A 20101-nucleotide genomic window follows, 5' to 3' on the forward strand; every position below is an offset into this window, starting at 1 on the left:
TCGTTTTCCGCCCGAATCGTGGTGTGGTTTAAGCTACCAAGGTTTGCGTAGACCGCGTATCGTGCACCCGTCGGACAGGCCGGTTGGCGGGGACTGGCAGTTCGTATTTATTTTTTGATCCCGCGGAGACGACGTGATGGCTAAAGGTACTGTTAAATGGTTCAACCCGACCAAGGGTTATGGATTTATCCAGCCCTCCAGTGGCGGCAAGGATGTTTTCGTTCATATTTCAGCGGTTGAGAAAGCCGGCCTGTCAACGCTCAACGAGGGGCAGACGGTTGAGTACGAAGAGGTAGCCAATCGCGGCAAGACCTCGGCCGAGAACCTCAAGGTTTAAAGCAATCAATAGCGGCACCCTCTCGGATGTAATCTGGGAGCGGCGCTTGCAGCATTGTAGAAAATGCACACCATTCGGCAGGAGCAGATTATGCTCTTGCGGCGCATAGGATTGGCGCAGAACGCGCCGATTCAATTTCAATCTTCCTTGACCCATTGTGTGAGCGGCATGACGTCCGGTGGCTGCGCATAGCCGCGCGGCCACATGTCCACGACCCACTCGACCCTGGTTGCGCGCTCCACCAACACGGCCGTGTTGTGCGGCAGCTGCAACACCAGCGGATTGCCGCGATAATGCGGGTCGCCGACCACATGGAATTTGAACAGGCCCCATTCCTGCAGCACCAGCAACAGGCTCGTGGTGTTGCGCGTGGTGTCCCAGCAATCGAAATTGTGTTTGTCATCAAGCGCGCGGACATCCGCTTTTGCGACACGCTTGTTGGTGCCGATCACCGGTCCCATACGACGATCGAACCAGATCACAGCCTTCTGCGTCGCCGCCCGTTCCGCTGTAGCTGACGCGTGGCCGGCCGCGAGGATTTGCGCGAGTGCAGCGCGGTCGCCGGGCGTGAAAGTGAGAATCTCGCGGCGGCGGCACACGAAGCCATAGCAAACCGTCATCGAAGTCGCCGAAGGCGGATAAATCGACACCGTACTGTACAGCGCCGCCTGCGGGGCGCTCAGCTCTGCCGCGCGCGCCGGCAGCGGCGTGGCCGTCAGCATCGATCCGATCAACGGCATGGCAAATACGCGCAACGCAGCGCTTTTGCCCGACCTGCCAGATCGGCCCTGCCCACCCGTGAATTCCATCCTGCGCCGCACTTCACATCAAAATTGCCACAAAACCTATCGCAGCGGTTTCGTGATTCCAAGCCTGGGTCCATGATAACAACAGGGAACCTCAGGTCATGCCATGACATCCGATGCCACCTCACTTCCGCAATTCAAGGCGCCGTATGCGCCGGACGATCGTGTGATCGCGACAGGGCTGCTTGAAACAGCGCGATTGGACGCGGCTCAGGAAGAACGGATCGACCGCTCGGCGACGCGCCTGATCGACGCCATTCGCGCCAATGATGACCGGCTCGGCGGCGTCGAGGACATGCTGCGCGAATTCGCGCTCTCGACCAAAGAAGGCCTTGCGCTGATGGTGCTCGCGGAGGCTTTGCTGCGCGTACCCGATGCCCGCACCGCCGATCATTTCATCGAAGACAAGCTCGGCCAGGGCGACTTCCTGCACCACGAGACCCAATCCAGCGCGTTCCTCGTCAATGCGTCGGCCTGGGCGCTGGGGATGTCAGCGCGCGTGATCCAGCCGGGGGAAACCCCGCAAGGCACCATCGGACGGCTCGCGAAACGGCTGGGCGTTCCGGCCGTGCGCGCCGCGACAAGGCAGGCGATGCGGCTGATGGGCAGCCACTTCGTGCTGGGGGAAACCATCGAGGCCGCGCTCGCACGGGCGCAGCCGGATTCGTCGCGCGCGCCACGCTATTCCTACGACATGCTCGGTGAAGGGGCGCGCACCGCCGCGGATGCGGAGCGCTATTTCAATTCCTACGCCAGCGCGATCGAAGCGATCGGCCGCGCCGCCGATCGCCGGCCTCTGCCCGACCGGCCCGGCATCTCGGTCAAGCTCTCCGCGCTGCATCCGAGATATGAAGCCGTGAGCCACAGCCGGGTGATGACGGAGCTCGCCCCGCGGCTGATTGATCTGGCACAACGGGCCAAGGCTTATGACCTCAATTTCACCGTCGATGCCGAAGAAGCTGACCGGCTGGAGCTATCGCTCGACGTGATCGCGGCAGCGTTCAGCGATGCATCGCTCGCGGGCTGGGACGGTTTTGGGTTGGCGATCCAAGCCTATCAGAAACGCGCAGGCGACGTGATCGACTACGTCAACAGCCTGGCGCAAACGCTGGACCGGCGAATGATGGTGCGCCTCGTCAAGGGCGCCTATTGGGACACCGAAATCAAGCGCGCGCAGGAGCGCGGCCTCGACGACTATCCGGTATTCAGCCGCAAGGCGATGACCGACCTGAACTACATCGCCTGTGCGCAAAAATTACTGACGCTGCGGCCCCGTATTTTCCCGCAATTCGCCACCCACAACGCGCTGACGGTCGCAACCATTCTCGAACTCGCCGACGACAAGGGCGGCTTCGAATTCCAGCGCCTGCACGGCATGGGGGAAGCGCTCTACGCGCAATTGAGCGATGATCGTCCGGAACTCGCCTATCGCACTTATGCACCGGTCGGCAGCCACCGCGACCTCCTCGCCTATCTGGTGCGGCGGCTTCTGGAGAACGGCGCCAACTCGTCCTTCGTGGCGCTAGCCGCCGATGACAAGGTTCCGGTGACGAGGCTGCTGCGCCGTCCGGCTGCGATCATTGGCACACCAGATCAGGCGCGGCATCCGAACATCCGATTACCGCGTGATCTTTATCGGCCGCAACGGACGAATTCACGCGGCATCGAATTCGGCGATCGCAGCGCACTGAACAAATTGCTTTCGGACGTTGCGGCAAGCAAACCTGTGATCAATGAGATCGCCGATATGAGTCCGGAGACCGCCAGCGACATCGTCGCCGCAGCCCGTGCAGGATTCAAAGCGTGGAGCGCTACGGCGGGGAAAACGCGCGCCGAAATTCTCGAGAAGGCGGCGGCTCTGCTGGAGCAGCGGACGGCGCACTTCATCGCGCTGCTGCAAAGCGAGGGCGGCAAGACCCTTGACGACGCGCTTTCGGAAGTCCGCGAAGCCGCTGATTTCTGCCGCTATTACGCCGCGGAAGGCCGCAAATTGTTCGGTGGGATCGAGGAGATGCCGGGACCTACCGGCGAGAGCAATGCGCTGCGGCTGCGCGGCCGCGGCGTGTTCATCGCGATATCGCCGTGGAATTTTCCGCTCGCGATCTTCTCGGGCCAGGTCACGGCGGCGCTGATGGCCGGCAACACAGTTGTCGCCAAGCCTGCCGAACAGACGCCGCTGATCGGAGCGGAGGCGGTCCGGCTGCTGCACGAGGCCGGTATACCCTCCTCGGCTTTGCATCTGGCGCAAGGCGACGGCCGTATCGGCGCGGCGCTGACAGCTCATCCCGACATCGCCGGCGTGGTCTTTACCGGCTCAACCGAGGTCGCAAGATCAATCAATCGAACGCTGGCCGCCAAGGATGGTCCGATCGTGCCGCTGATCGCGGAAACCGGCGGCATCAATGCGATGATCGTCGACGCCACCGCACTGCCCGAACAGGTCGCCGACGACGTCGTGACGTCGGCGTTCCGCTCGGCCGGCCAGCGCTGTTCGGCGCTCCGGCTGTTATTTATTCAGGATGACGTCGCTGACCGCATGATCGAGATGATCTCAGGCGCCGCGAACGAACTGAAAATCGGCGACGTGCGAGATCCTTCCGTGCATGTCGGGCCGGTAATCGATGCTGAAGCAAAACAGCGGCTGGACGCGCATATCGCACGCATGAAGAAACAGGCCCGGGTGCATTTTGCCGGGCAAGCTCCCGAAGGCAATTACGTGGCGCCGCACATTTTCGAATTGTCCGATGCCGATCAACTGACCGAGGAAGTGTTCGGACCCATTCTGCATGTGGTCCGCTACCCCGCTGACGGACTCGCGCGCGTGCTGCAATCGATCGAGCGCTCGGGTTACGGCCTGACGCTCGGCATTCACTCTCGCATCGACGATACCATCGAGGATGTGATCGACCGGCTTTCTGTCGGCAACATCTATGTCAACCGCAACATGATCGGCGCGGTGGTCGGGGTGCAGCCGTTCGGCGGCCATGGGCTGTCGGGCACCGGTCCAAAGGCCGGCGGGCCGCATTACCTGACACGGTTTGCCGCCGAACAGACCGTGACCGTGAACACGGCAGCCACCGGCGGCAATGCAGCGCTGATGTCGGGCGAGGAGTAAAACCTCGTCGTCATGCGAGGAATACCCGCGCGACGAAATCCACGCTCCGTCATTCCGGATGGTGCGCTAGCACCGGACCCCAAATGTCTAATTGCACCTCGGGGAACGACGCCCAAACACCGGTTGCATCAGCTATGCAACATGGGTCAAATGGATTCATCGTTCGCAGCGATAATTCCAGCACACGGAAACAAAACCAACAAACGTTACGGGAGCGACCTCACCATGGAAGACGGCATCTTCGAAGGCCTCAAGGTTCTGGACTGCGCAAGCTTCATCGCAGCGCCCGCGGCCGCAACCGTGCTGTCGGATTTCGGCGCCAAGGTGATCAAGATCGAACCGCCCGGATCTGGCGATCCCTATCGCAACCTGCCGAATTTACCGGGATACCCGCATAGTGAGCACAATTTTGCGTGGCTGTTAGAGGCCCGCAACAAGCGAAGCCTCGCGCTCGACCTCAGCAAGCCGGAAGGCCAGGCAGTGTTGCATCGGCTTGTCGCCGAGGCCGATGTCTTCATCACCAATTTTCCGCCGGCGGTACGCGGCCGGCTTGGCATATCCCATGCCGAACTGGCCCCGCTGAACCCGCGCCTGATCTATGCGTCGTTCACCGGCTACGGTGAAAAGGGCGAGGAAGCCAACAAGCCCGGCTTCGACAGCAATGCCTATTGGGCGCGCTCGGGCCTGATGGACCTGGTGCGCGCGGATACCGATACCACACCGGCGCGCTCGGTCGCCGGCATGGGCGACCACCCCTGCGCGATGGCGCTATATGGCGCGATCGTTACCGCGCTCTACAAGCGCGAGCGCACCGGCAAGGGCTCGCATGTCAGTTCAAACCTGATGGCCAACGGTGTCTGGGCCAACGGCGTGCTCGCCCAGGCCAAATTATGCGGCGCCAAATTCGCCGAACGGCGTCCCCGCGAACACGCACTGAATGCCGTGACCAATCACTACAAATGCCGCGACGGCCGCTGGATCATCCTGTCGCTGCTCAACGAGGAGCGGCAATGGCCGGCGCTGACCCGCTGCCTGGGACGCGAGGATCTCATGGCTGACGCCAGATTCGCCACCAAACCTGACCGCCATAAGCGGTCGCTCGAACTGATCAAGATTTTCGACGAGATCTTTGCCACCCGGGATCTCGCGGAATGGCGCAAGAGACTCGACGGCAACGGCCTGGTGTTCGGCGTGGTCGGCATCCTCGACGACATCCCGAACGACAGGCAGATGATCGACAACAACGTGCTGGTGCCGTTCGAGGGCGACACCATGCTGACCGTCAACAGCCCGATCTGGGTCGAAGGCAGCCAGAAGTCACAGCCGCGGCATCCGCCAGACCTTGGCGAGCACAGCGACGAGGTCCTGCGCGAGGCCGGCTATGACGAGGCCGCGATCCGGCAATTGCGAGCAACCGGTGCAGTCGCCTGACGCCAGAGCACAGCTATTTCTTCGCAATCAAACGGCCGACCAGTTCCGAAAGGGCTGCTTTCGCTTCCTTCTGAAAACCGCGGCGTGGAGCCGCCAATTGCTGCAGCAGGATTCCGATCAGCGCGGAAACGAACAGGCTGGCATGACCGGGAGGATCGGACGAGCCGGCGGCCCTTAGCGCAAGCTCCGCGCTTTGCCGCCAGGTCTCGAACCACTCGACAACGATCGGCCGATGAGCTGGGCTTCTGGATGCCGCCAGAAACGCCTCATAGCACGCGATATGTATCTCGGCCTGGGTTTTGAGCTCCCGGGAATACCAGCTCACGAGCGATTCGATCCATGTCTCCACGTCGAACGCCTTGCTCTGCAGGCTGAGCGCGAGCGCGCGCAAGCGGCCAACTTCGCGGGCGAGGGCATAGTCAAGCGCGGCATCGACCAATGCATCGCGCGTCCCGAAGTGATGCGTCACCGCGCCAACCGACATGTCGGCCTCGGCCGCGACCGCCCGGTGCGTCACGCCGTCGAGCCCCTTTCGGCCAATGATGCGAATGGTTGCCTCCATCAGAGGACGTTCGCGATCGCTTGTCTTTTGGTCGGTTTTGCCGGTCATGTTGACATCGGTCGCTGCAATATTATTGTACAGAACAAATGTTCTGTTTTCCGGACTATAGGTACCGGAACTTAAGCGCGCAAGCCCTTGCGGGCAAGGAGTACTGGGCATGTCGACATACCGTCTGCACTATTTTCCGGAGTCCGGAAACAGCTACAAGCTGGCACTGATGCTCACCCTGTGCGGTCAGACCTTCGAGCCGGTCTGGACCGACTTCGGCGGGGGGCGACACGAACAAAGGAGTGGCGGCGAGACGTCAACGAGATGGGCGAAATTCCGGTGCTGGAAGCGGATGGCGAACGCCTCACCCAGACGGCGCCGATCCTGCTGCAACTGGCGGAGCAATACGGCCGGTTCGGCGGCGAGAACCCGAAGGAGAAATTCGAGGCGCTGCGCTGGCTGTTCTGGGATAACCACAAACTCACCGGCTATATGGCGACTTATCGTTATTCCCGGACGTTCACACCGTCACCGGACCCGCATGTGTTGAAGCATTTCCGCAAGCGTCTCGACGACTTCCTCTCCATCCTCGAACAACACATGCAGCGCAACGCGTTCGCGATCGGCGACAAGCCCACCGTGGCCGACTTTTCGATGATGGCGTATCTGTCGTATCCAAGCGACGAAACCGGATACGATTTCACAACGAGTCATCCGGCGGTGAAGGCCTGGCTTCAACGCCTCGCCAGCCTGCCCGGCTGGCGCTCGGCCTACGATCTGCTGCCCGGCAAGCGCCTCACGCACTACGCATAAGGATCATTGCAGGTCGATATCGCGAGCGAGCTGCGGACACCTTAGTTGTTGTGGAGTAACACCCAGCCGACAGCGGCAAGGCCGATGACCACGGCTACCGCGACCGCCCATGTGCTGACACGGATATCGCCGATCGTTTGGCGTTCGGCTTCGTTCCGGGCGATCTCGCGATTGCGCTGCTTGTTGTCCTGGTCGGAAGAGCTCATCGGCCGGTCCCCCTTAGGTGCGCGCTGTCGTCACCGGATGCAGTGTATCATGAAATGGTGACACTTGATCCGCTCTCCCCTCCTGGCCGCCGCCTCCCGCGGCCACAAGGCGGCTGAGGGAAAACGCCGCCAACGCCGCACAGAGGGCGGCGACCGCGGCCGTGATGAAGACGTCGGCAGCGCTCCATTTCATGCTCAGCAACGCGCCCCCGACCAGCGGGCCGACGATGGAGCCGACCCGGCCGATCCCGAGCGCCCAGCCGACGCCGGTGGCCCGGACTGCGGTCGGGTAGAACCCCGCAGCCAGCGCATTGGCCGCGATCTGGCCACCGACGATGCAGAAGCCGGCGGCGAAAATCGCCACCGTGACCAGTACGGCGGAGTGCCCGAGCTGGCCGATCGCGCCTACCGCGAAAACGGCGATGAAATAGACCAGCGCCAGGGCGCGAAACGAGAAGCGGTCGATGATGCTGCCGAGCGCAAACGTGCCGACAATGCCGCCGACCTGCAACATCGACCCGATCACGGCCGCCTCCGATACCGAGGCGCCGAGATCGTTGAGAACCGTGGGCAGCCAGTTCGACAGGAAATAGAGATCGAGAAGGCTCATGAAGAACACCACCCACAGCAATAGCGTGACCAGGGTTCTTCCACTCTTGAATAGATGCACCACCGGAATTCCGGTCAATTCCGGTTCGCGCACGACGAACTGCGTTGCCGAGGCGAACAAAGTCTTCGGGCTGATCGATGCAAGCAATTCGGCGACCCGCCGATGCGCGCGCCCAGTCAGCACCAGGAAGCGTACGGATTCCGGCAACCGCAGCATCAGGATCGGCGCAAGCAATAACGGAGCGGCGCCGCCAACGATAAAAACCGAGCGCCAGCCGAACTTTGGAATCAGCGCGGCGGCGAGAAAGCCGCCGAGCGCGGCCCCGACCGAGAAGCCGCAGAACATGATCATCACCATGGTGGCGCGGCGGCGGCGGGGATTGAACTCGGACGTCATCGCAACGGCATTCGGCATTGCACCGCCGAGACCAAGGCCCGTCAGAAACCGCATCGTAAGCAGCATATCAACGCCGTGGACGAACGCCGTGATCAGCGTGCCGATGCCGAACGCGATCGTCGAGAACACAATGATCTTCTTGCGCCCGATGCGATCGGCCAATGGGCCAAACAGCAACGCACCGATCATCAGCCCGAACAGGCCCGCGCTGAACACCGGGCCCAGCGCGCCCTTGGTCAGACCCCATTCTTTGGCTATCGCCGGCGCGACATAACCGATGGCCTGGGTGTCAAAACCGTCGAGAAACAAGACCGCCGCGCAGGTCAGCAGCAGCCTGAGCTGAAATCCGCCGACCGGCTGTTCGTCGATAAACTCAGCGACATCGACCAGCGATGCGCTGGCGACATCGACGGGCGATGCGCGGCCCTCCGGTTCTTCCGAAATCGCCATTATGGTTCCTCCCCCTGAAACGCCACGGCGCGGGTTTTGTCATCCCGTCTTGTTATGTCGATAAATCGGCGCGAACGACCGAGGGCGGCACAATAGTCCGCCGCCTCACCCGCGCAATGCATCCTTCGAATAGCCGGCGATCCGCTTGTAGCCTTCCGACAGCGCGACAAGCTCGTCGCGGCTGATGACATCCTCGATCGCGCCAAAAGGCTGGTCGTGGGTACGCTGAAACACCTCGCGCAGGATGGCGTCAGGCGGATTGCTGCGATTGGTCAGTACGATGCGTGTGGTGGCTTCGAGGCGTTGCTTCTCGTAGGAAGCGAGCGCGGCAACCGGATCGGTATTTTCGAGCAGTGCCGATGTCAGCACCCGCGCATCCAGGATCGCCTGGCCGGCACCGTTGGAGCCGCGCGGCACCATCGGATGGGCAGCGTCGCCGAGCAGCGTCGCCCGGCCAAAACTCCAGCGCGGCAGCGGGTCCTGATCGACCATCGGAAATTCCAGCACACTATCGGCCGCGCGAATGAACGCGGGGACATCGAGCCAGTCGAAATGCCAGTCGGCGAATGCGCCAATGAAATCGTCGAGCGAACCGGGCCGGTTCCAGTCGCGCTTGCGATAAACCGGCGTCTCGATCTCGGCGACCCAGTTGATCAGTTGCAACCCGTCAGCACCGGCAGAACGGATCGGGTAGATCACCATCTTGCCATGCGACAGCCAGCCCGCCCGCACCATGCTCGCGCCTGACAGCATCGGCTTCCATCGGGTCACACCGCGCCACATGTTGACGCCGGAATAACGCGGCTCGCCTTCGCTCGGGAAGAATTGCTTGCGGATTGCGGAGTTGATGCCGTCGCAGGCGATCACCAGGTGACCGCGCACCGTGCTGCGGTTCGTTCCTCCCGGCCCATCGGAAAAGTGCACGTCGACGCCGGAATCGTCCTGTCCCACGCCGATGCAGTGATGGTTGGTGACAAACCGATCATGACCGGCGCGGGCGCGGAAGGCATCGAGCAACGCCATCTGCAAATCGCCGCGATGAATGGAGAATTGCGGCTGCTCGTAACCGGCCGCTCGGCCCAGCGGTTCCTGATAGATCAACTGCCCGAAGCGATTGAAGAAGGTCGCATCCGCAGTCTCGATTGCAACTTTCGACAGCGCGGTTTCGAGACCGAGCGCGGCAAGTTCCTTGGTGGCATGCGGCAGCAAATTGATGCCGACGCCGATCGGCCTGATTTCGGCAACCGACTCGAATATCCGGCAGGGAATGCCGGCTGCGTGCAGCGCAAGCCCGAGAGTCAGGCCGCCAACGCCGCCCCCGACAATAATGATGTCGTCCATGTTTCCTTCCGGCACGCCGCTACGGGCGATTTAGGTAATTGCCGGCATGAAACAGATTAGTAAGCCTACTGTCAATCTCGGCACTGCAGCACAAGCGGGCATTACCTAACGGGTTTTGACAAAGCACATCCCCATGCGCGAGGCTCGGTCCACGACCTGACAGGCCAGCCCTTCGGCACATGTCCACGGCCGGAAGCTTGCGTCATTGTCTTTTGGGTTGGGCATTTGCTGATAGCAATGCGCCCCCCAGCCGTCATCATATTCGGTCCCGGCAAGCTCCGTGCTGCCGCGCAATTGCGGGCGGCTGGAGAAACCCCGCGAATAGTCCGGCTCCCTGCCGTCACGCAATGCGGTCAGAATATCGCGCCGTCGGATCTGGTCGCCGAAGAAATGCGGTGACGCCGGCACGAATGTCGAATTGGAAGGGTGCGCCACCATCCAGTCGACGCCCGGGAAATGAAAGCCGCCGATGCCGCGGGTCTGATGGCATCCCGCGCAGGTGATGTCGTTGAGCCGGCGCTCGAAGCCCGCCACCGAGCGGATATTTTGCATCGGCAGTCCTTGCTGGGCCGCCTTCTGCAAGGCCGTGACGACATCGCCGTCGCTGAATACCGGACCGGCCTTGGCATCATCGCCCTGCACCAGGCCGAACTCCGGCTGCAGGTTCGAGGTCGTAAATCCCACGGGAGTCGCGGCGACCGCGCCGGTTGCAAGAAACTGCGGCGGGATCAGAACGGTGCCGCGATCGAGCTCGCTGAAATGCCTGGGATCGAGCAGCCACGCCTTGAACGCGTTCTTCAGATTTTCATCCGCCAATATCCGTTCGCGGTCGATCTGGTTCTCGAGCGGCGCCTCCTCAAAAGCCTGGGTTCGTGCGTTGTAGTCGAACACTTTCATGAGATAGTCGGTGCGGAAATCGCGGATCGCCGATTTCGGCGCATGCGCGATCTGAAGGTTGGTTTCGATACGTTCGACATTGCCGGGCGTGATGAGATCCAGCGGGCCGTCTTGCGCCGTCAGCTTTTGCGCAAGCTCCGTGCCGGTGATCGCCAAGTCACCCGCCGCCAGCCATCGGCGGGCAATCTCCGCGCATGTGATGGCTGCGCCATAACTGTCATTTGCGCGATCGCCCTTGGCCTTGAGCACGAGATTGAGCGTCATCGGCAGACGCGGCGAGATTGCCTCACCACCTGATTGCGCCGTGCCGGTGCGCGTCAGGCGGTAGATCAGCCTGATTTCACCGCAGCTATCCGGCGATACATAAGCGCGGTCCGTCCGGTTGACGATGCCTGACAGCACAAAACGCGCGTCACCGGAATAAAGCATCGCGCGATCGAACAGCTGAAACGCGAAGGAATCTCCGACGCCGATGGTTTCGTTCGGAAGTTCCGCCTTGTGCCTCGCTATATAGCGGTCGAACTCGTCGTCGAACGCCTTGCGGACAGGCGCCATCGACGGCAGCGTGAAAAGTTCATTGTTGGCGAGCGGCGTGTCCGCCGGTCGCGTCGGCGTCAGCATGCGGCCCAAACCAAATCTGCCGTGGTCGAGTTCGCGCAAGGCCAGGGGATCGGTGATCGCCGCGCCCCGCTCCAGTGCAGCACCCTGCGTCGCGCGTCCGGGCAACGCGCTGCAAAAGAGAACCAGAACCGTGACGAGAAATCGCAATGCGCAGCTCATATCCAGACTAACACCGCGCAACAACGCCTATTCACAGCATCTCGCGGCGCTCGTTCGTTATGCCTGGAAAAATAGCCGAAAAGCGGACGGACTATTTCGCAGCCGCCTAAAACCCAGCAAAAAAGGGCTTCACGTCGGAGTGAAGCGCTTTCAGATTTAAAGACTGTTTAATTTCGTCGATCGCGCGTTACCGCGCGACGATCAAGCCCCGGCTGGTGACCACGACCCAGTGGCCATCCTGGCGCCGGATCGCGTCGACCCGGCCGAGACCCGGAACCGGGTCGCCGGCGTAGACTTCGAAGATGCCTTGCCGGCCTTCGATCAGCGCCCCACCACGCCCGACGTCGCGCAAGATCCAGTCGTCGACGGTCGGCAACCGGCCCACATCGTTCTTGACGTCAGTCTTCTTCGCATCGGTCCTGGACCCAGCCGCGGCTACCGCTGCGGGAGTGGTCGACGGCGGCGTGACTGAGCCGGTGACTTCCTTCTGCGCCGCCTGCGGGGCGGCGGCAACGGCTGGAGCAGCCGCGGGAGTGGCGTGGAGCTTTTCCACGGCCTCGCTCAGCTTGGCGAGTTTGGCGGCCGGTTCGGCTTGCGCCTTCTCGAGCTTGTCGAGACGGTCGCTGGTCTTGTTGAACTGGCTCATGCCCATTTTGGACGTATGGTCAACACTGGTCTTGAGCGCCACGACGTCGGCGTCGATCCGCGCGACAGTTGCCTCGAGCGCGTGATTGGCTTCGGTCGGTGCGGCTTCAGCGGTAATACGTCCGAAGCTGGCGGTCGCCAGCGCGCCGCCGAGCGCGCCCGCGACCGTTGCCAGCACGACCACGGCCGCCATCGCAGCGAACCGCCGCTTGCCAAACATGCCGGAGCTTTGCGGGGCCTCAGCCTGGGGGGCCGCGCTTTCGCCGGTCCAGGCACGGTCGCCGGGCGACATGATCATGAGCTTGCCGGGGGCCGGCGACGAACTCGGCTTGGAAGCACGCGCTTCGGTCGCATGCACTTCCGGAGCTTTCACCTCCGGCGCCTCGCCGGTTGCGGCCTGATCGGGCACGAGATCAGGAGCTTCGGTGCGGATTGAAGGTTCCAGCGAAGCCGTCACCGGCTCGCTGGACACATCCGATGAATTGGGAGCGATCGGCCCGGCGGAACCGGGTTCACCGCTAATTGCCTCGGCCTGTTGTTCGCTCACGGCTAATTCTCCAGGATTGATTGACCATTTGGTAACTTTCATTGCTTGCGAAATCGTTACCGGCACCCGGGTTACGGAAATTTTAGGGAGTTATTGGGGCCGTTTCAGCCGGTCCGGGCCGGGCTAGGCACGGCGGGTTTAGTCATGCTGCTCTGCGGCAAAGACTCACGGTCTCCATGCACCGTTTGCGCTGCCCCTTTTCCCGACTAACATGGCAAACCGACCAGCCAGAAGGCAGGGACGCCATGGCCATCGAAAAGTGCATCAACGAATTTGACGTGGGAGATGTCATTTTTGAGGAAGGCTCGACCGGGCGCGAGCTGTTCGTGGTGCTCGACGGCCAGGTCGAGATTGCCAAGATCAATGGCGCCCGCAAGACCGTGATCGTCACGCTCGGCAAGGGCGAATTCTTCGGCGAGATGGCCGTCATCGACGGCTCGGCCCGCTCCGCCACCGCGATCTGCGCTGCGCCGCACACCCGCGTGATGCGGATCAATCACGCCCGCTTCGTCTATCTCGTCAGCCAGCAGCCGGCCTTCGCGTTGATGGTGATGGATGCACTCAGCAAGCGGCTGCGGGCATCCAATGCCGTCAACTACAGAGCGGCGACGCCATGAGCGACCGCAAACCCAGCCCGTTTCCGATCCTGTTGGAGAACGACGTCTGTTCGCTGATCAAGGCGGCCGAGGACGTCTACCAGATTCGTTTCAAGAACCGCGCCGCCAATGCCTATCTGGTGCGTGGCAGTTCGCGGACGATCATGATCGATGTCGGATTATCGACCAACTATCCGCACTTGCTGCAATGCCTCGAACATGCCGGTTGCCCGTTCGACAAGATCGACATGGTGATTCTCAGCCATGAGCATCTCGATCACATCGGCGCGGCCTATCATTTCGCCGGCCGCACCATCATCGCCGCGCATCGCCTCGCCGCCAACAAGATCATGCTGCGCGACGACTTCTCGATGCTGCGCAAAATGTTCAACGAGCCGAACGTGCCGATCAATGTCGACATCTGGCTGGAAGAAGGCAATCTGATCGATCTCGGCAACTTCCGTCTCAACGTCATGTACACGCCGGGCCACACCTCGGCCTGCATCAGCCTGTACGATCAGGAGAAGGGGCTGCTGTTCGCCGCCGATACATTAATGCCCGGCGGGGTGATGGGCGGCGTGTTCGGGTCGGGCAGCATCAGCGACTACATCCAGTCGCTGGAGCGGCTGAAGGGATTGAACTCGCGAATATTGTTATCCGGCCATGGCCGCTTGTCCGACACGCCGCAGGACGATGTCCGGATCGCGATTCAACGGTCGCATGCGCTGCTGTCGGACACCGCGCAGCTGTTCGATGCACTCGACGCGCGGTCGAATTTCGAACCGATCATGCAATCGGTGCGCGACCTCAACAAGCTCGACGATGGGTGAAAGATTTTCATCGATTTGATAACCGTCCCGGCCAACCGTTGGATGCCGCCAACACCGACATTGCCGCCTGGTTCGTGCGTGTCGGCGAGCGGACTTCGGCGACGGCGCAGGTTTCTATAGCTACAGCTTCGGTCGCCGACACGCTGATCGCTTCCCTGGGGATTGGAGAGGTGCATAACCCGGCCCCGGACCGAGAGCAGAAACTTCCTACCCGGCAATTCCTGCCTGGAGCCAAAGGCATCAAGCACATGCAAGCGACATCGCACAAGACATGTCGATGGCCGGAAATCTGATGTCCGTATCCACGTTTTCGCAATGGCACCAAGTTTGCTTGACTTGGCAGCAGTAAGTCTTGGCCTGCAGTAAGTCTTGGCCTGCAGTAAGTGGAGAGTCCAATTGAGTATCAGCGTAGGTGGCGCAACAGGATTTTCAAACAGCGCCCAATGGCGATCGCCCGCGACCACGTCATCCCAGGCCCAAAGCGTTTTCACTCCGACCGAGGCATCGGGGAGTTCGCCAGGCGCCCCGCCGGCATCAGCCGCCGACTCTTCCGTCGATGGAATCCAGGTCAATCTGCCGAACGGTTTTTCGGTCGGGGTTTTCCGGATTTCCCAAGCCCCAGGGCAAGCGCAAGGCGCGACAGCGCCGGCATCCAACGGCAGCGACTCTGCCGCTCAGATGCTCCAGAGCGTCGAGCAACTCGTCGCAGCCTTCGCGAACGCCCCAGGAAATGGCGCAGCGCCGGCGAATCCGGGAAGCTCCCCGTTTGCCGGCAATCTCGCGCCGGGCCAGTCCATGGATGGCATTGATGTCGGATTGCCTAACGGATATTCCGCCGAACTATATCACATCGATCAGACAGGCGGAGGGACGGCCGCCGCTGGCAGCGAAACCGCTGACAATCAGATGGTCGATACCATGGAACAGCTCGTCGCCAACCTGTCGGCCTATCCGGCGACGGCCGCCAGCACCTACAACAAGACCGCAACCGGTACTTCGTCCACGACAGCAAATGTCAATTCCGTCGCCTAGAGTCTGGTCCAGCGTCACTGAATTCAGACTCAAAGCAACGGCTGTCAAAAGTTCACATCACCACCGGGGCGTCCGGCAGCTCATTCGGCCCCTTGCCATGCGCGGGGAAATATTTCGCCAGTTGCCGCGACACCGCTCCGATACCCCGGATCACGCCGGTCTCGAAATTGCCTGCCTTGAAATCAGTCTCCATCTCGGCGCAGATTTTTTCCCAGCCGGCTGCGCCGACTTTCGCATCGATGCCGCGATCGGCGATGATCTCGACATTGTGGTCGGCCAGCAGCAGATAGATCAAGACGCCGTTGTTGTGCGCGGTATCCCAGATGCGCAGCTGCGAAAAAATATCGATCGCGCGATCGCGGGCCGGCTGATCCCTAAACAGCGGCGCGCCATCCAGCGCCCCTTCCACGACAAAACGGATCTGGCCGGAATGGGTGGCTTCGCCTGCCTTGATCGCCTGCTCGATCGCAGTCAGCACCTTTCGTGGGAACAGGCGCCTTGCTTGCCAACGATGCGCCAGAAGATGTTTGCCGATGCGCCTGATGCCCATATCTGCCAGCTCTATCTACCAGCTTCCTGACGCGCCGCCGCCGCCGAAACTGCCGCCGCCGCCGCTGAACCCGCCGCTGTCGCTCGAACTACTCCTACCGGAAAACGAACCGCCATAGCCACCGCCGGACCAGTTGCCGCCTCGGCCATTCGACGCCGCCATGCTGCCGGCGAACATCGCAAAGACAAAGGCAACGAACGCCGCAATGAGACAGAACGCCAGCGGTCCGATCGCAAGCCACGCCACCAGACCGACAACGCCACCGGTCGCCACCGAGCCGATCAACCTGCCCAGCAGGGTCCGCAGCACCGCGCCGACAACAAAGACGCCAAAGAGAATGAGGGGATTGAAAAGAATATCGAAACGGTCCTGGCCGCCGAAGCTTTGCTGCGGTTCCGGCGCGGGTAATGGTTCGCCATCGACAACGCCGAGGATCCGATGAACGCCTTCGGAAATTCCGCCGGCAAAATCTCCGCTTCTGAATTTCGGCGTGATGATCTCATCGATGATGCGTCTGGCCGTGACGTCGGTCAGTGCGCCTTCGAGGCCGTAGCCAACCTCGATGCGAAGCTTGTGATCGTCTTTCGCAACAAGCAGAATCGCGCCGTCATCGATTTTCTTGCGCCCGATCTTCCAGGCTTCGGCGACCCGGATCGAATATTGCTCGATGGTTTCGGGCGCCGTCGTCGGCACGATCAGCACCGCGATCTGACTGCCCTTCCTCGCCTCGAAGTCCTTCAGGGTTTGGGTCAGCGAGGCGATGTCGTCGCTGCTCAGCGTGCCGGTCTGATCGACCACCCGCCCGGTGAGCGGCGGCACCGCGACATCAGCCAGCGCCGCGAAGGCCCAGCATATCAGCAGCGCAACGAGGGAGGCTCTTGCAACGTTCATCGCGCTCAATCGGGTTGCCGGATTATTTCGCCGGGGCCGGGGCCGGATTGAAATCCACCTTCGGCGCCGTGGAGATTTCCTTTTCATTGTCGACGGTGAAATTCGCCTTCTCTTTATATCCGAACGCCATCGCCGTCAGGTTGCTCGGAAACGAACGTATCGTGACATTGTAGTCCTGCACCGTCTTGATGTAGCGGTTGCGTGCCACCGTGATGCGATTTTCGGTGCCTTCCAGCTGTGACATCAGGTCACGAAACAGCGCATCGGATTTGAGCTGCGGATAGTTTTCCGTGACCACCAGCAGCTTCGACAGTGCGCTGGTCAATTCACCCTGGGCTGCCTGGAATTTCGCGAACGCGCCGGGATCGTTGATCAGTTCCGGCGTGGCCTGAATGCTACCCACCTTGGCGCGGGCATTGGTCACCCCGAGCAGCACATCCTTTTCCTGCTGCGCAAAGCCCTTCACCGAATTGACGAGATTGGGCACGAGATCGGCGCGGCGCTGATACTGGTTCAGGACCTCCGACCAGGCCGACTTGACCTGCTCGTCATTGGTCTGGATCGCGTTGTAGCCGCAATTAGTCAGGCTCAATGTCGCCAGCGCCGCCAGCACGGTCCAAAATCTGCGCATCGAATCCTCCCGTTTATGCTTTCGGCAGGGTATCAGAAGGATGGCGTGAGAACTGCAGAAATTTTAGGTTGTCATTCCAAGGCGATCCGCACAAGACGCGGCCCGATGACAGGCTCCACATCGAATCTCAGATGTGCAATTGCACATCGGGGAATCTCGAGATTCCGGGTCTGCGCCTAAAGGCGCATCCCGCAATGACGATGGCTGGTTCAGGACTAGGCTCCTCAAACCCTCGCGGTTTTCGCTTCCCGGATTGCCTGCCAGACTTTTAGCGGCGTCAGCGGCGTATTGAGCTGCTTGATGCCGAGTTCGCTGAGCGCGTCCATCACGCCGTTGGTGATGCAGGGCGGACCGCCGATCGCGCCGGATTCGCCGCACCCCTTGGCGCCCAGCGGATTGGTGCGGCAGGGTGCGGAATCATCCAGCGTCACGACAATCGGCGGAATGTCGTCGGCGCGCGGCACGCAGTAATCTTGGTAGCTCGCGGTCAGCAATTGTCCTTCGGCATCGTAAGATACGCCCTCATACAACGCCTGTCCGATGCCTTGCGCGACGCCGCCATGAACCTGCCCCGTCACCAGCATCGGATTGACCGCAATGCCGACGTCGTCGACCGTGGTGTAGCGCACGACCTTGCTGACGCCGGTCTCCGGATCGATCTCGACTTCGCAGATATGCGTGCCGTTGGGCCAGCTCGGACCATCGACCTCGCCTTCGCTGTCGACGCTGAGCCGCGCGCCATTTTCCTTCCTGGCGATATCGAACAATCCGATCCGCCGGTCGGTGCCGACCACCGTGAGCCAGCCGTCGCGATATTCGATATCCTCGACCGAGGTTTCCAGCAGGTTCGACGCTTTCTCGCGCGCTTTCGTGATCATGTCGTTGGTCGAGACTGCAACCGCAGTGCCGCCGACGAACAACGAGCGCGAGCCGACGCTGCCGAAGCCGGTGGCCAGATCGGTGTCGCCCTGCACCACATCGATCTTGTCCATGGGAATGCCGAGCGACTCCGACACCATCTGGGTGTAGGTGGTCTGCAACCCCTGTCCCATCGCCTGCGTACCGGAATGCAGGATGATGCGTCCCTCGGCCGTGGCGTGCAGACTGACCTTTTCGGTATGCGCGCGCCCGCCGGTCCATTCGATGTAGCTGGTGAGACCGCGGCCGTAGAGCAGGCCCTTTTTCTTCGCCGCCTTCTTGCGCGCGGCAAAGCCGTTCCAGTCGGCAAGATCGGAAGCTCGCTCCAGCATGTGCGCGAATGCGCCGCTGTCATACACTTGGCCGGCTGCGTTGGTATAGGGCAATTGCGCGGGCTTGATGTAGTTCACCTTGCGGATCGTGCGCGGATCCATCCCGATCTGCCGCGCGGCGGCGTCCATCAGCCGCTCCACGATAAACACCGCTTCAGGCCGGCCCGCGCCGCGATAGGCGCCGACCGGCGCGGTGTTGGTCATGACCGACTTGATTTCGAAATGAACCAGCGGCAGATCGTAGACGCCGGTCTGCACGAACGGCCCGAGCACCAGCGGAATGATATTGCCCGCGCCGGTACTATAGGCCCCGGTGCCGCCGACCGAGCGCACGCGATAGGCCTGCACGCGGCCCTTGGCGTCGAGCGCGAACTCGCCGGTCGAGGTGAGGTCGCGGCCATGGGTGCCACCAACGAATTCGTCGGTGCGTTCGCCGCGCCAGCGAATTTTGCGGCTGAGTTTAACGGCCGCATACGCCACGATGCCGTCTTCCGGATAAAGATTGGTCTTCTGGCCGAATCCACCCCCGATATCCCCGACCAGCACGCGCACGCTTTCCTTCGGCCGCTTCAGCACGGCTTCGGCGAGCACGTCGCGGGTCGAGCCCGGCGTCTGCGACTGCACGTGCAGGATCAGCCGCCCGGATTTCTTGTCGATCTCGGCAATCGTGCTGCGCGGCTCCAGCGCGGAGGGGATCAACCGCTGGCTGACCAGATCGAGCGAGACGACATGCGCGGCCGCAGCAAAGGCCGCTTCGACCTTGGCCGCGTCGCCATAGCTCATGACCGCGACGATGTTGTCCGGGGCATCGGGCCAGACAACCGGCGCACCCGGCTTGGTGGCCTCGATCGGATCGACCACTGACGGCAACACGTCGTACTCGATCGCGATGGCTTCGGCTGCGGTCTGCGCCAGTACCCGCGACGTCGCGACCACGGCCGCGACCGGCTCGCCTGCGAACCGAACGATCTCGTGCGCCAGCAGCCGCCGCGGCGGCACCGTCATTGGTGAACCGTCCGGACGCTTGAAGATCGACAGCGTCGGGATGGTGCCGATGTTGTCGGCAATCAGGTCAGCGCCGGTGTAAACGGCTTCGACGCCCGGTATGTCGGTTGCGGCGTGGGTGTCAATCGAGACGATTTTGGCGTGGGCATGCGGCGAGCGCAGCACGTACAGCCACAATGCGCCCTCTTCCGGCTTGTCGTCGATGAATTGCCCCTTCCCTGTGAGCAGCCGCTGGTCCTCTAAACGCTTGACCGGCTGGCCCGCCCCAAAACGCATGTTGCCGGGAAGAATATTCATCAGTTTGTCCTTCTAAGTCTTTTTGAGATTGGGCGGGTTTTAGCGGATTTTCGGGTCGAAACAACTCGGTCTGGCATTGCAGGGCTTTCGTGCCA

The 20101-nt window shown here is 61.8% G+C and carries 18 protein-coding genes and 1 pseudogene; 8 read left to right on the forward strand and 11 right to left on the reverse strand.

Annotated features, from left to right (window positions below; all coding sequences use genetic code 11):
* The first annotated feature begins 136 nt into the window (after positions 1–136).
* A complete protein-coding gene (locus BLV09_RS19955) occupies positions 137–337 on the forward strand; it encodes a cold-shock protein (protein ID WP_100384109.1) in 201 nt (66 codons plus the stop codon).
* 137 nt (positions 338–474) lie between these two features.
* Here BLV09_RS19955 and BLV09_RS19960 read toward each other — a convergent pair whose 3' ends face one another.
* Positions 475–1077 (reverse strand): hypothetical protein, encoded by a 603-nt coding sequence (locus tag BLV09_RS19960; protein ID WP_146688573.1) that lies wholly within the window; start codon positions 1075–1077, stop codon positions 475–477.
* A gap of 172 nt (positions 1078–1249) precedes the next feature.
* On the opposite strand from BLV09_RS19960, the gene putA reads away from it, so the two are divergent.
* A complete protein-coding gene (putA, locus tag BLV09_RS19965; RefSeq protein WP_146688574.1) occupies positions 1250–4258 on the forward strand; it encodes a bifunctional proline dehydrogenase/L-glutamate gamma-semialdehyde dehydrogenase PutA in 3009 nt (1002 codons plus the stop codon).
* A gap of 225 nt (positions 4259–4483) precedes the next feature.
* Positions 4484–5689 carry a CaiB/BaiF CoA transferase family protein gene (locus tag BLV09_RS19970; protein ID WP_167558815.1) on the forward strand — a complete coding sequence of 402 codons (1206 nt, stop codon included), beginning with the start codon at positions 4484–4486 and terminating at the stop codon, positions 5687–5689.
* A 13-nt stretch (positions 5690–5702) separates the two neighbouring features.
* On the opposite strand, the gene BLV09_RS19975 is transcribed toward BLV09_RS19970, so the two are convergent.
* Positions 5703–6299 (reverse strand): TetR/AcrR family transcriptional regulator, encoded by a 597-nt coding sequence (locus tag BLV09_RS19975; RefSeq protein ID WP_244548758.1) that lies wholly within the window; start codon positions 6297–6299, stop codon positions 5703–5705.
* A gap of 109 nt (positions 6300–6408) precedes the next feature.
* On the opposite strand from BLV09_RS19975, the pseudogene BLV09_RS19980 reads away from it, so the two are divergent.
* A pseudogene (locus tag BLV09_RS19980) lies at positions 6409–7052 on the forward strand (glutathione S-transferase family protein).
* A 41-nt stretch (positions 7053–7093) separates the two neighbouring features.
* On the opposite strand, the gene BLV09_RS37400 reads toward BLV09_RS19980, so the two are convergent.
* From BLV09_RS37400 to BLV09_RS20000, 5 genes are all read right to left on the reverse strand, one after another.
* Positions 7094–7258, reverse strand: a complete 165-nt coding sequence (locus tag BLV09_RS37400) for a hypothetical protein (RefSeq protein ID WP_167558816.1) — start codon at positions 7256–7258, stop codon at positions 7094–7096.
* A 13-nt stretch (positions 7259–7271) separates the two neighbouring features.
* Positions 7272–8714 (reverse strand): MFS transporter, encoded by a 1443-nt coding sequence (locus tag BLV09_RS19985; protein WP_146688575.1) that lies wholly within the window; start codon positions 8712–8714, stop codon positions 7272–7274.
* Between the two features lie 105 nt (positions 8715–8819).
* Entirely contained in the window at positions 8820–10055 is a 1236-nt protein-coding gene (locus BLV09_RS19990) for a flavin-dependent oxidoreductase (RefSeq protein ID WP_146688576.1), read from the reverse strand.
* 105 nt (positions 10056–10160) lie between these two features.
* Positions 10161–11732: a hypothetical protein gene (locus tag BLV09_RS19995; protein ID WP_146688577.1), complete on the reverse strand. Its 1572-nt coding sequence runs from the start codon at positions 11730–11732 to the stop codon at positions 10161–10163.
* A 187-nt stretch (positions 11733–11919) separates the two neighbouring features.
* On the reverse strand, positions 11920–12924 hold the full coding sequence (locus tag BLV09_RS20000; RefSeq protein ID WP_244548760.1) for a hypothetical protein: 1005 nt from the start codon (positions 12922–12924) through the stop codon (positions 11920–11922).
* 245 nt (positions 12925–13169) lie between these two features.
* On the opposite strand from BLV09_RS20000, the gene BLV09_RS20005 reads away from it, so the two are divergent.
* From BLV09_RS20005 to BLV09_RS20020, 4 genes are all read left to right on the forward strand, one after another.
* The gene (locus BLV09_RS20005) at positions 13170–13541 is read left to right on the forward strand and encodes a Crp/Fnr family transcriptional regulator (RefSeq protein ID WP_146688579.1); all 372 of its coding nucleotides are present in this window, start codon (positions 13170–13172) and stop codon (positions 13539–13541) included.
* Positions 13538–14350, forward strand: coding sequence for an MBL fold metallo-hydrolase (locus tag BLV09_RS20010; protein WP_146688580.1), 813 nt, complete (start codon positions 13538–13540; stop codon positions 14348–14350). Before BLV09_RS20005 ends, BLV09_RS20010 begins: the two co-directional genes overlap by 4 nt.
* Positions 14347–14643: a hypothetical protein gene (locus tag BLV09_RS20015; protein WP_146688581.1), complete on the forward strand. Its 297-nt coding sequence runs from the start codon at positions 14347–14349 to the stop codon at positions 14641–14643. Before BLV09_RS20010 ends, BLV09_RS20015 begins: the two co-directional genes overlap by 4 nt.
* Positions 14644–14746: 103 nt before the next feature.
* The gene (locus BLV09_RS20020; RefSeq protein WP_146688582.1) at positions 14747–15382 is read left to right on the forward strand and encodes a hypothetical protein; all 636 of its coding nucleotides are present in this window, start codon (positions 14747–14749) and stop codon (positions 15380–15382) included.
* Between the two features lie 52 nt (positions 15383–15434).
* On the opposite strand, the gene BLV09_RS20025 is transcribed toward BLV09_RS20020, so the two are convergent.
* The 4 genes from BLV09_RS20025 to BLV09_RS20040 form a co-directional block, all read right to left on the reverse strand.
* On the reverse strand, positions 15435–15932 hold the full coding sequence (locus BLV09_RS20025; RefSeq protein WP_146688583.1) for a TPM domain-containing protein: 498 nt from the start codon (positions 15930–15932) through the stop codon (positions 15435–15437).
* 15 nt (positions 15933–15947) lie between these two features.
* Positions 15948–16823: a TPM domain-containing protein gene (locus tag BLV09_RS20030; RefSeq protein ID WP_146688584.1), complete on the reverse strand. Its 876-nt coding sequence runs from the start codon at positions 16821–16823 to the stop codon at positions 15948–15950.
* A gap of 22 nt (positions 16824–16845) precedes the next feature.
* Positions 16846–17454: a LemA family protein gene (locus BLV09_RS20035; RefSeq protein WP_100384122.1), complete on the reverse strand. Its 609-nt coding sequence runs from the start codon at positions 17452–17454 to the stop codon at positions 16846–16848.
* Positions 17455–17678: 224 nt separating this feature from the next.
* Entirely contained in the window at positions 17679–20006 is a 2328-nt protein-coding gene (locus tag BLV09_RS20040) for a xanthine dehydrogenase family protein molybdopterin-binding subunit (protein ID WP_146688585.1), read from the reverse strand.
* Between the last annotated feature and the right edge of the window lie 95 nt (positions 20007–20101).

Origin of the sequence: Bradyrhizobium canariense (assembly GCF_900105125.1) — a bacterium.
Taxonomy (GTDB): domain Bacteria; phylum Pseudomonadota; class Alphaproteobacteria; order Rhizobiales; family Xanthobacteraceae; genus Bradyrhizobium; species Bradyrhizobium canariense_A.

Excerpts from the sequence above, each read along its gene's own strand:
- BLV09_RS19955 (WP_100384109.1), top strand. The coding sequence starts at position 137 with ATGGCTAAAGGTACTGTTAAATGGTTCAACCCGACCAAGGGTTATGGA.
- BLV09_RS19960 (WP_146688573.1), bottom strand. The coding sequence starts at position 1,077 with ATGCCGTTGATCGGATCGATGCTGACGGCCACGCCGCTGCCGGCGCGC.
- putA (WP_146688574.1), top strand. The coding sequence starts at position 1,250 with ATGACATCCGATGCCACCTCACTTCCGCAATTCAAGGCGCCGTATGCG.
- BLV09_RS19970 (WP_167558815.1), top strand. The coding sequence starts at position 4,484 with ATGGAAGACGGCATCTTCGAAGGCCTCAAGGTTCTGGACTGCGCAAGC.
- BLV09_RS19975 (WP_244548758.1), bottom strand. The coding sequence starts at position 6,299 with ATGACCGGCAAAACCGACCAAAAGACAAGCGATCGCGAACGTCCTCTG.
- BLV09_RS37400 (WP_167558816.1), bottom strand. The coding sequence starts at position 7,258 with ATGAGCTCTTCCGACCAGGACAACAAGCAGCGCAATCGCGAGATCGCC.
- BLV09_RS19985 (WP_146688575.1), bottom strand. The coding sequence starts at position 8,714 with ATGGCGATTTCGGAAGAACCGGAGGGCCGCGCATCGCCCGTCGATGTC.
- BLV09_RS19990 (WP_146688576.1), bottom strand. The coding sequence starts at position 10,055 with ATGGACGACATCATTATTGTCGGGGGCGGCGTTGGCGGCCTGACTCTC.
- BLV09_RS19995 (WP_146688577.1), bottom strand. The coding sequence starts at position 11,732 with ATGAGCTGCGCATTGCGATTTCTCGTCACGGTTCTGGTTCTCTTTTGC.
- BLV09_RS20005 (WP_146688579.1), top strand. The coding sequence starts at position 13,170 with ATGGCCATCGAAAAGTGCATCAACGAATTTGACGTGGGAGATGTCATT.
- BLV09_RS20010 (WP_146688580.1), top strand. The coding sequence starts at position 13,538 with ATGAGCGACCGCAAACCCAGCCCGTTTCCGATCCTGTTGGAGAACGAC.
- BLV09_RS20025 (WP_146688583.1), bottom strand. The coding sequence starts at position 15,932 with ATGGGCATCAGGCGCATCGGCAAACATCTTCTGGCGCATCGTTGGCAA.
- BLV09_RS20030 (WP_146688584.1), bottom strand. The coding sequence starts at position 16,823 with ATGAACGTTGCAAGAGCCTCCCTCGTTGCGCTGCTGATATGCTGGGCC.
- BLV09_RS20035 (WP_100384122.1), bottom strand. The coding sequence starts at position 17,454 with ATGCGCAGATTTTGGACCGTGCTGGCGGCGCTGGCGACATTGAGCCTG.
- BLV09_RS20040 (WP_146688585.1), bottom strand. The coding sequence starts at position 20,006 with ATGAATATTCTTCCCGGCAACATGCGTTTTGGGGCGGGCCAGCCGGTC.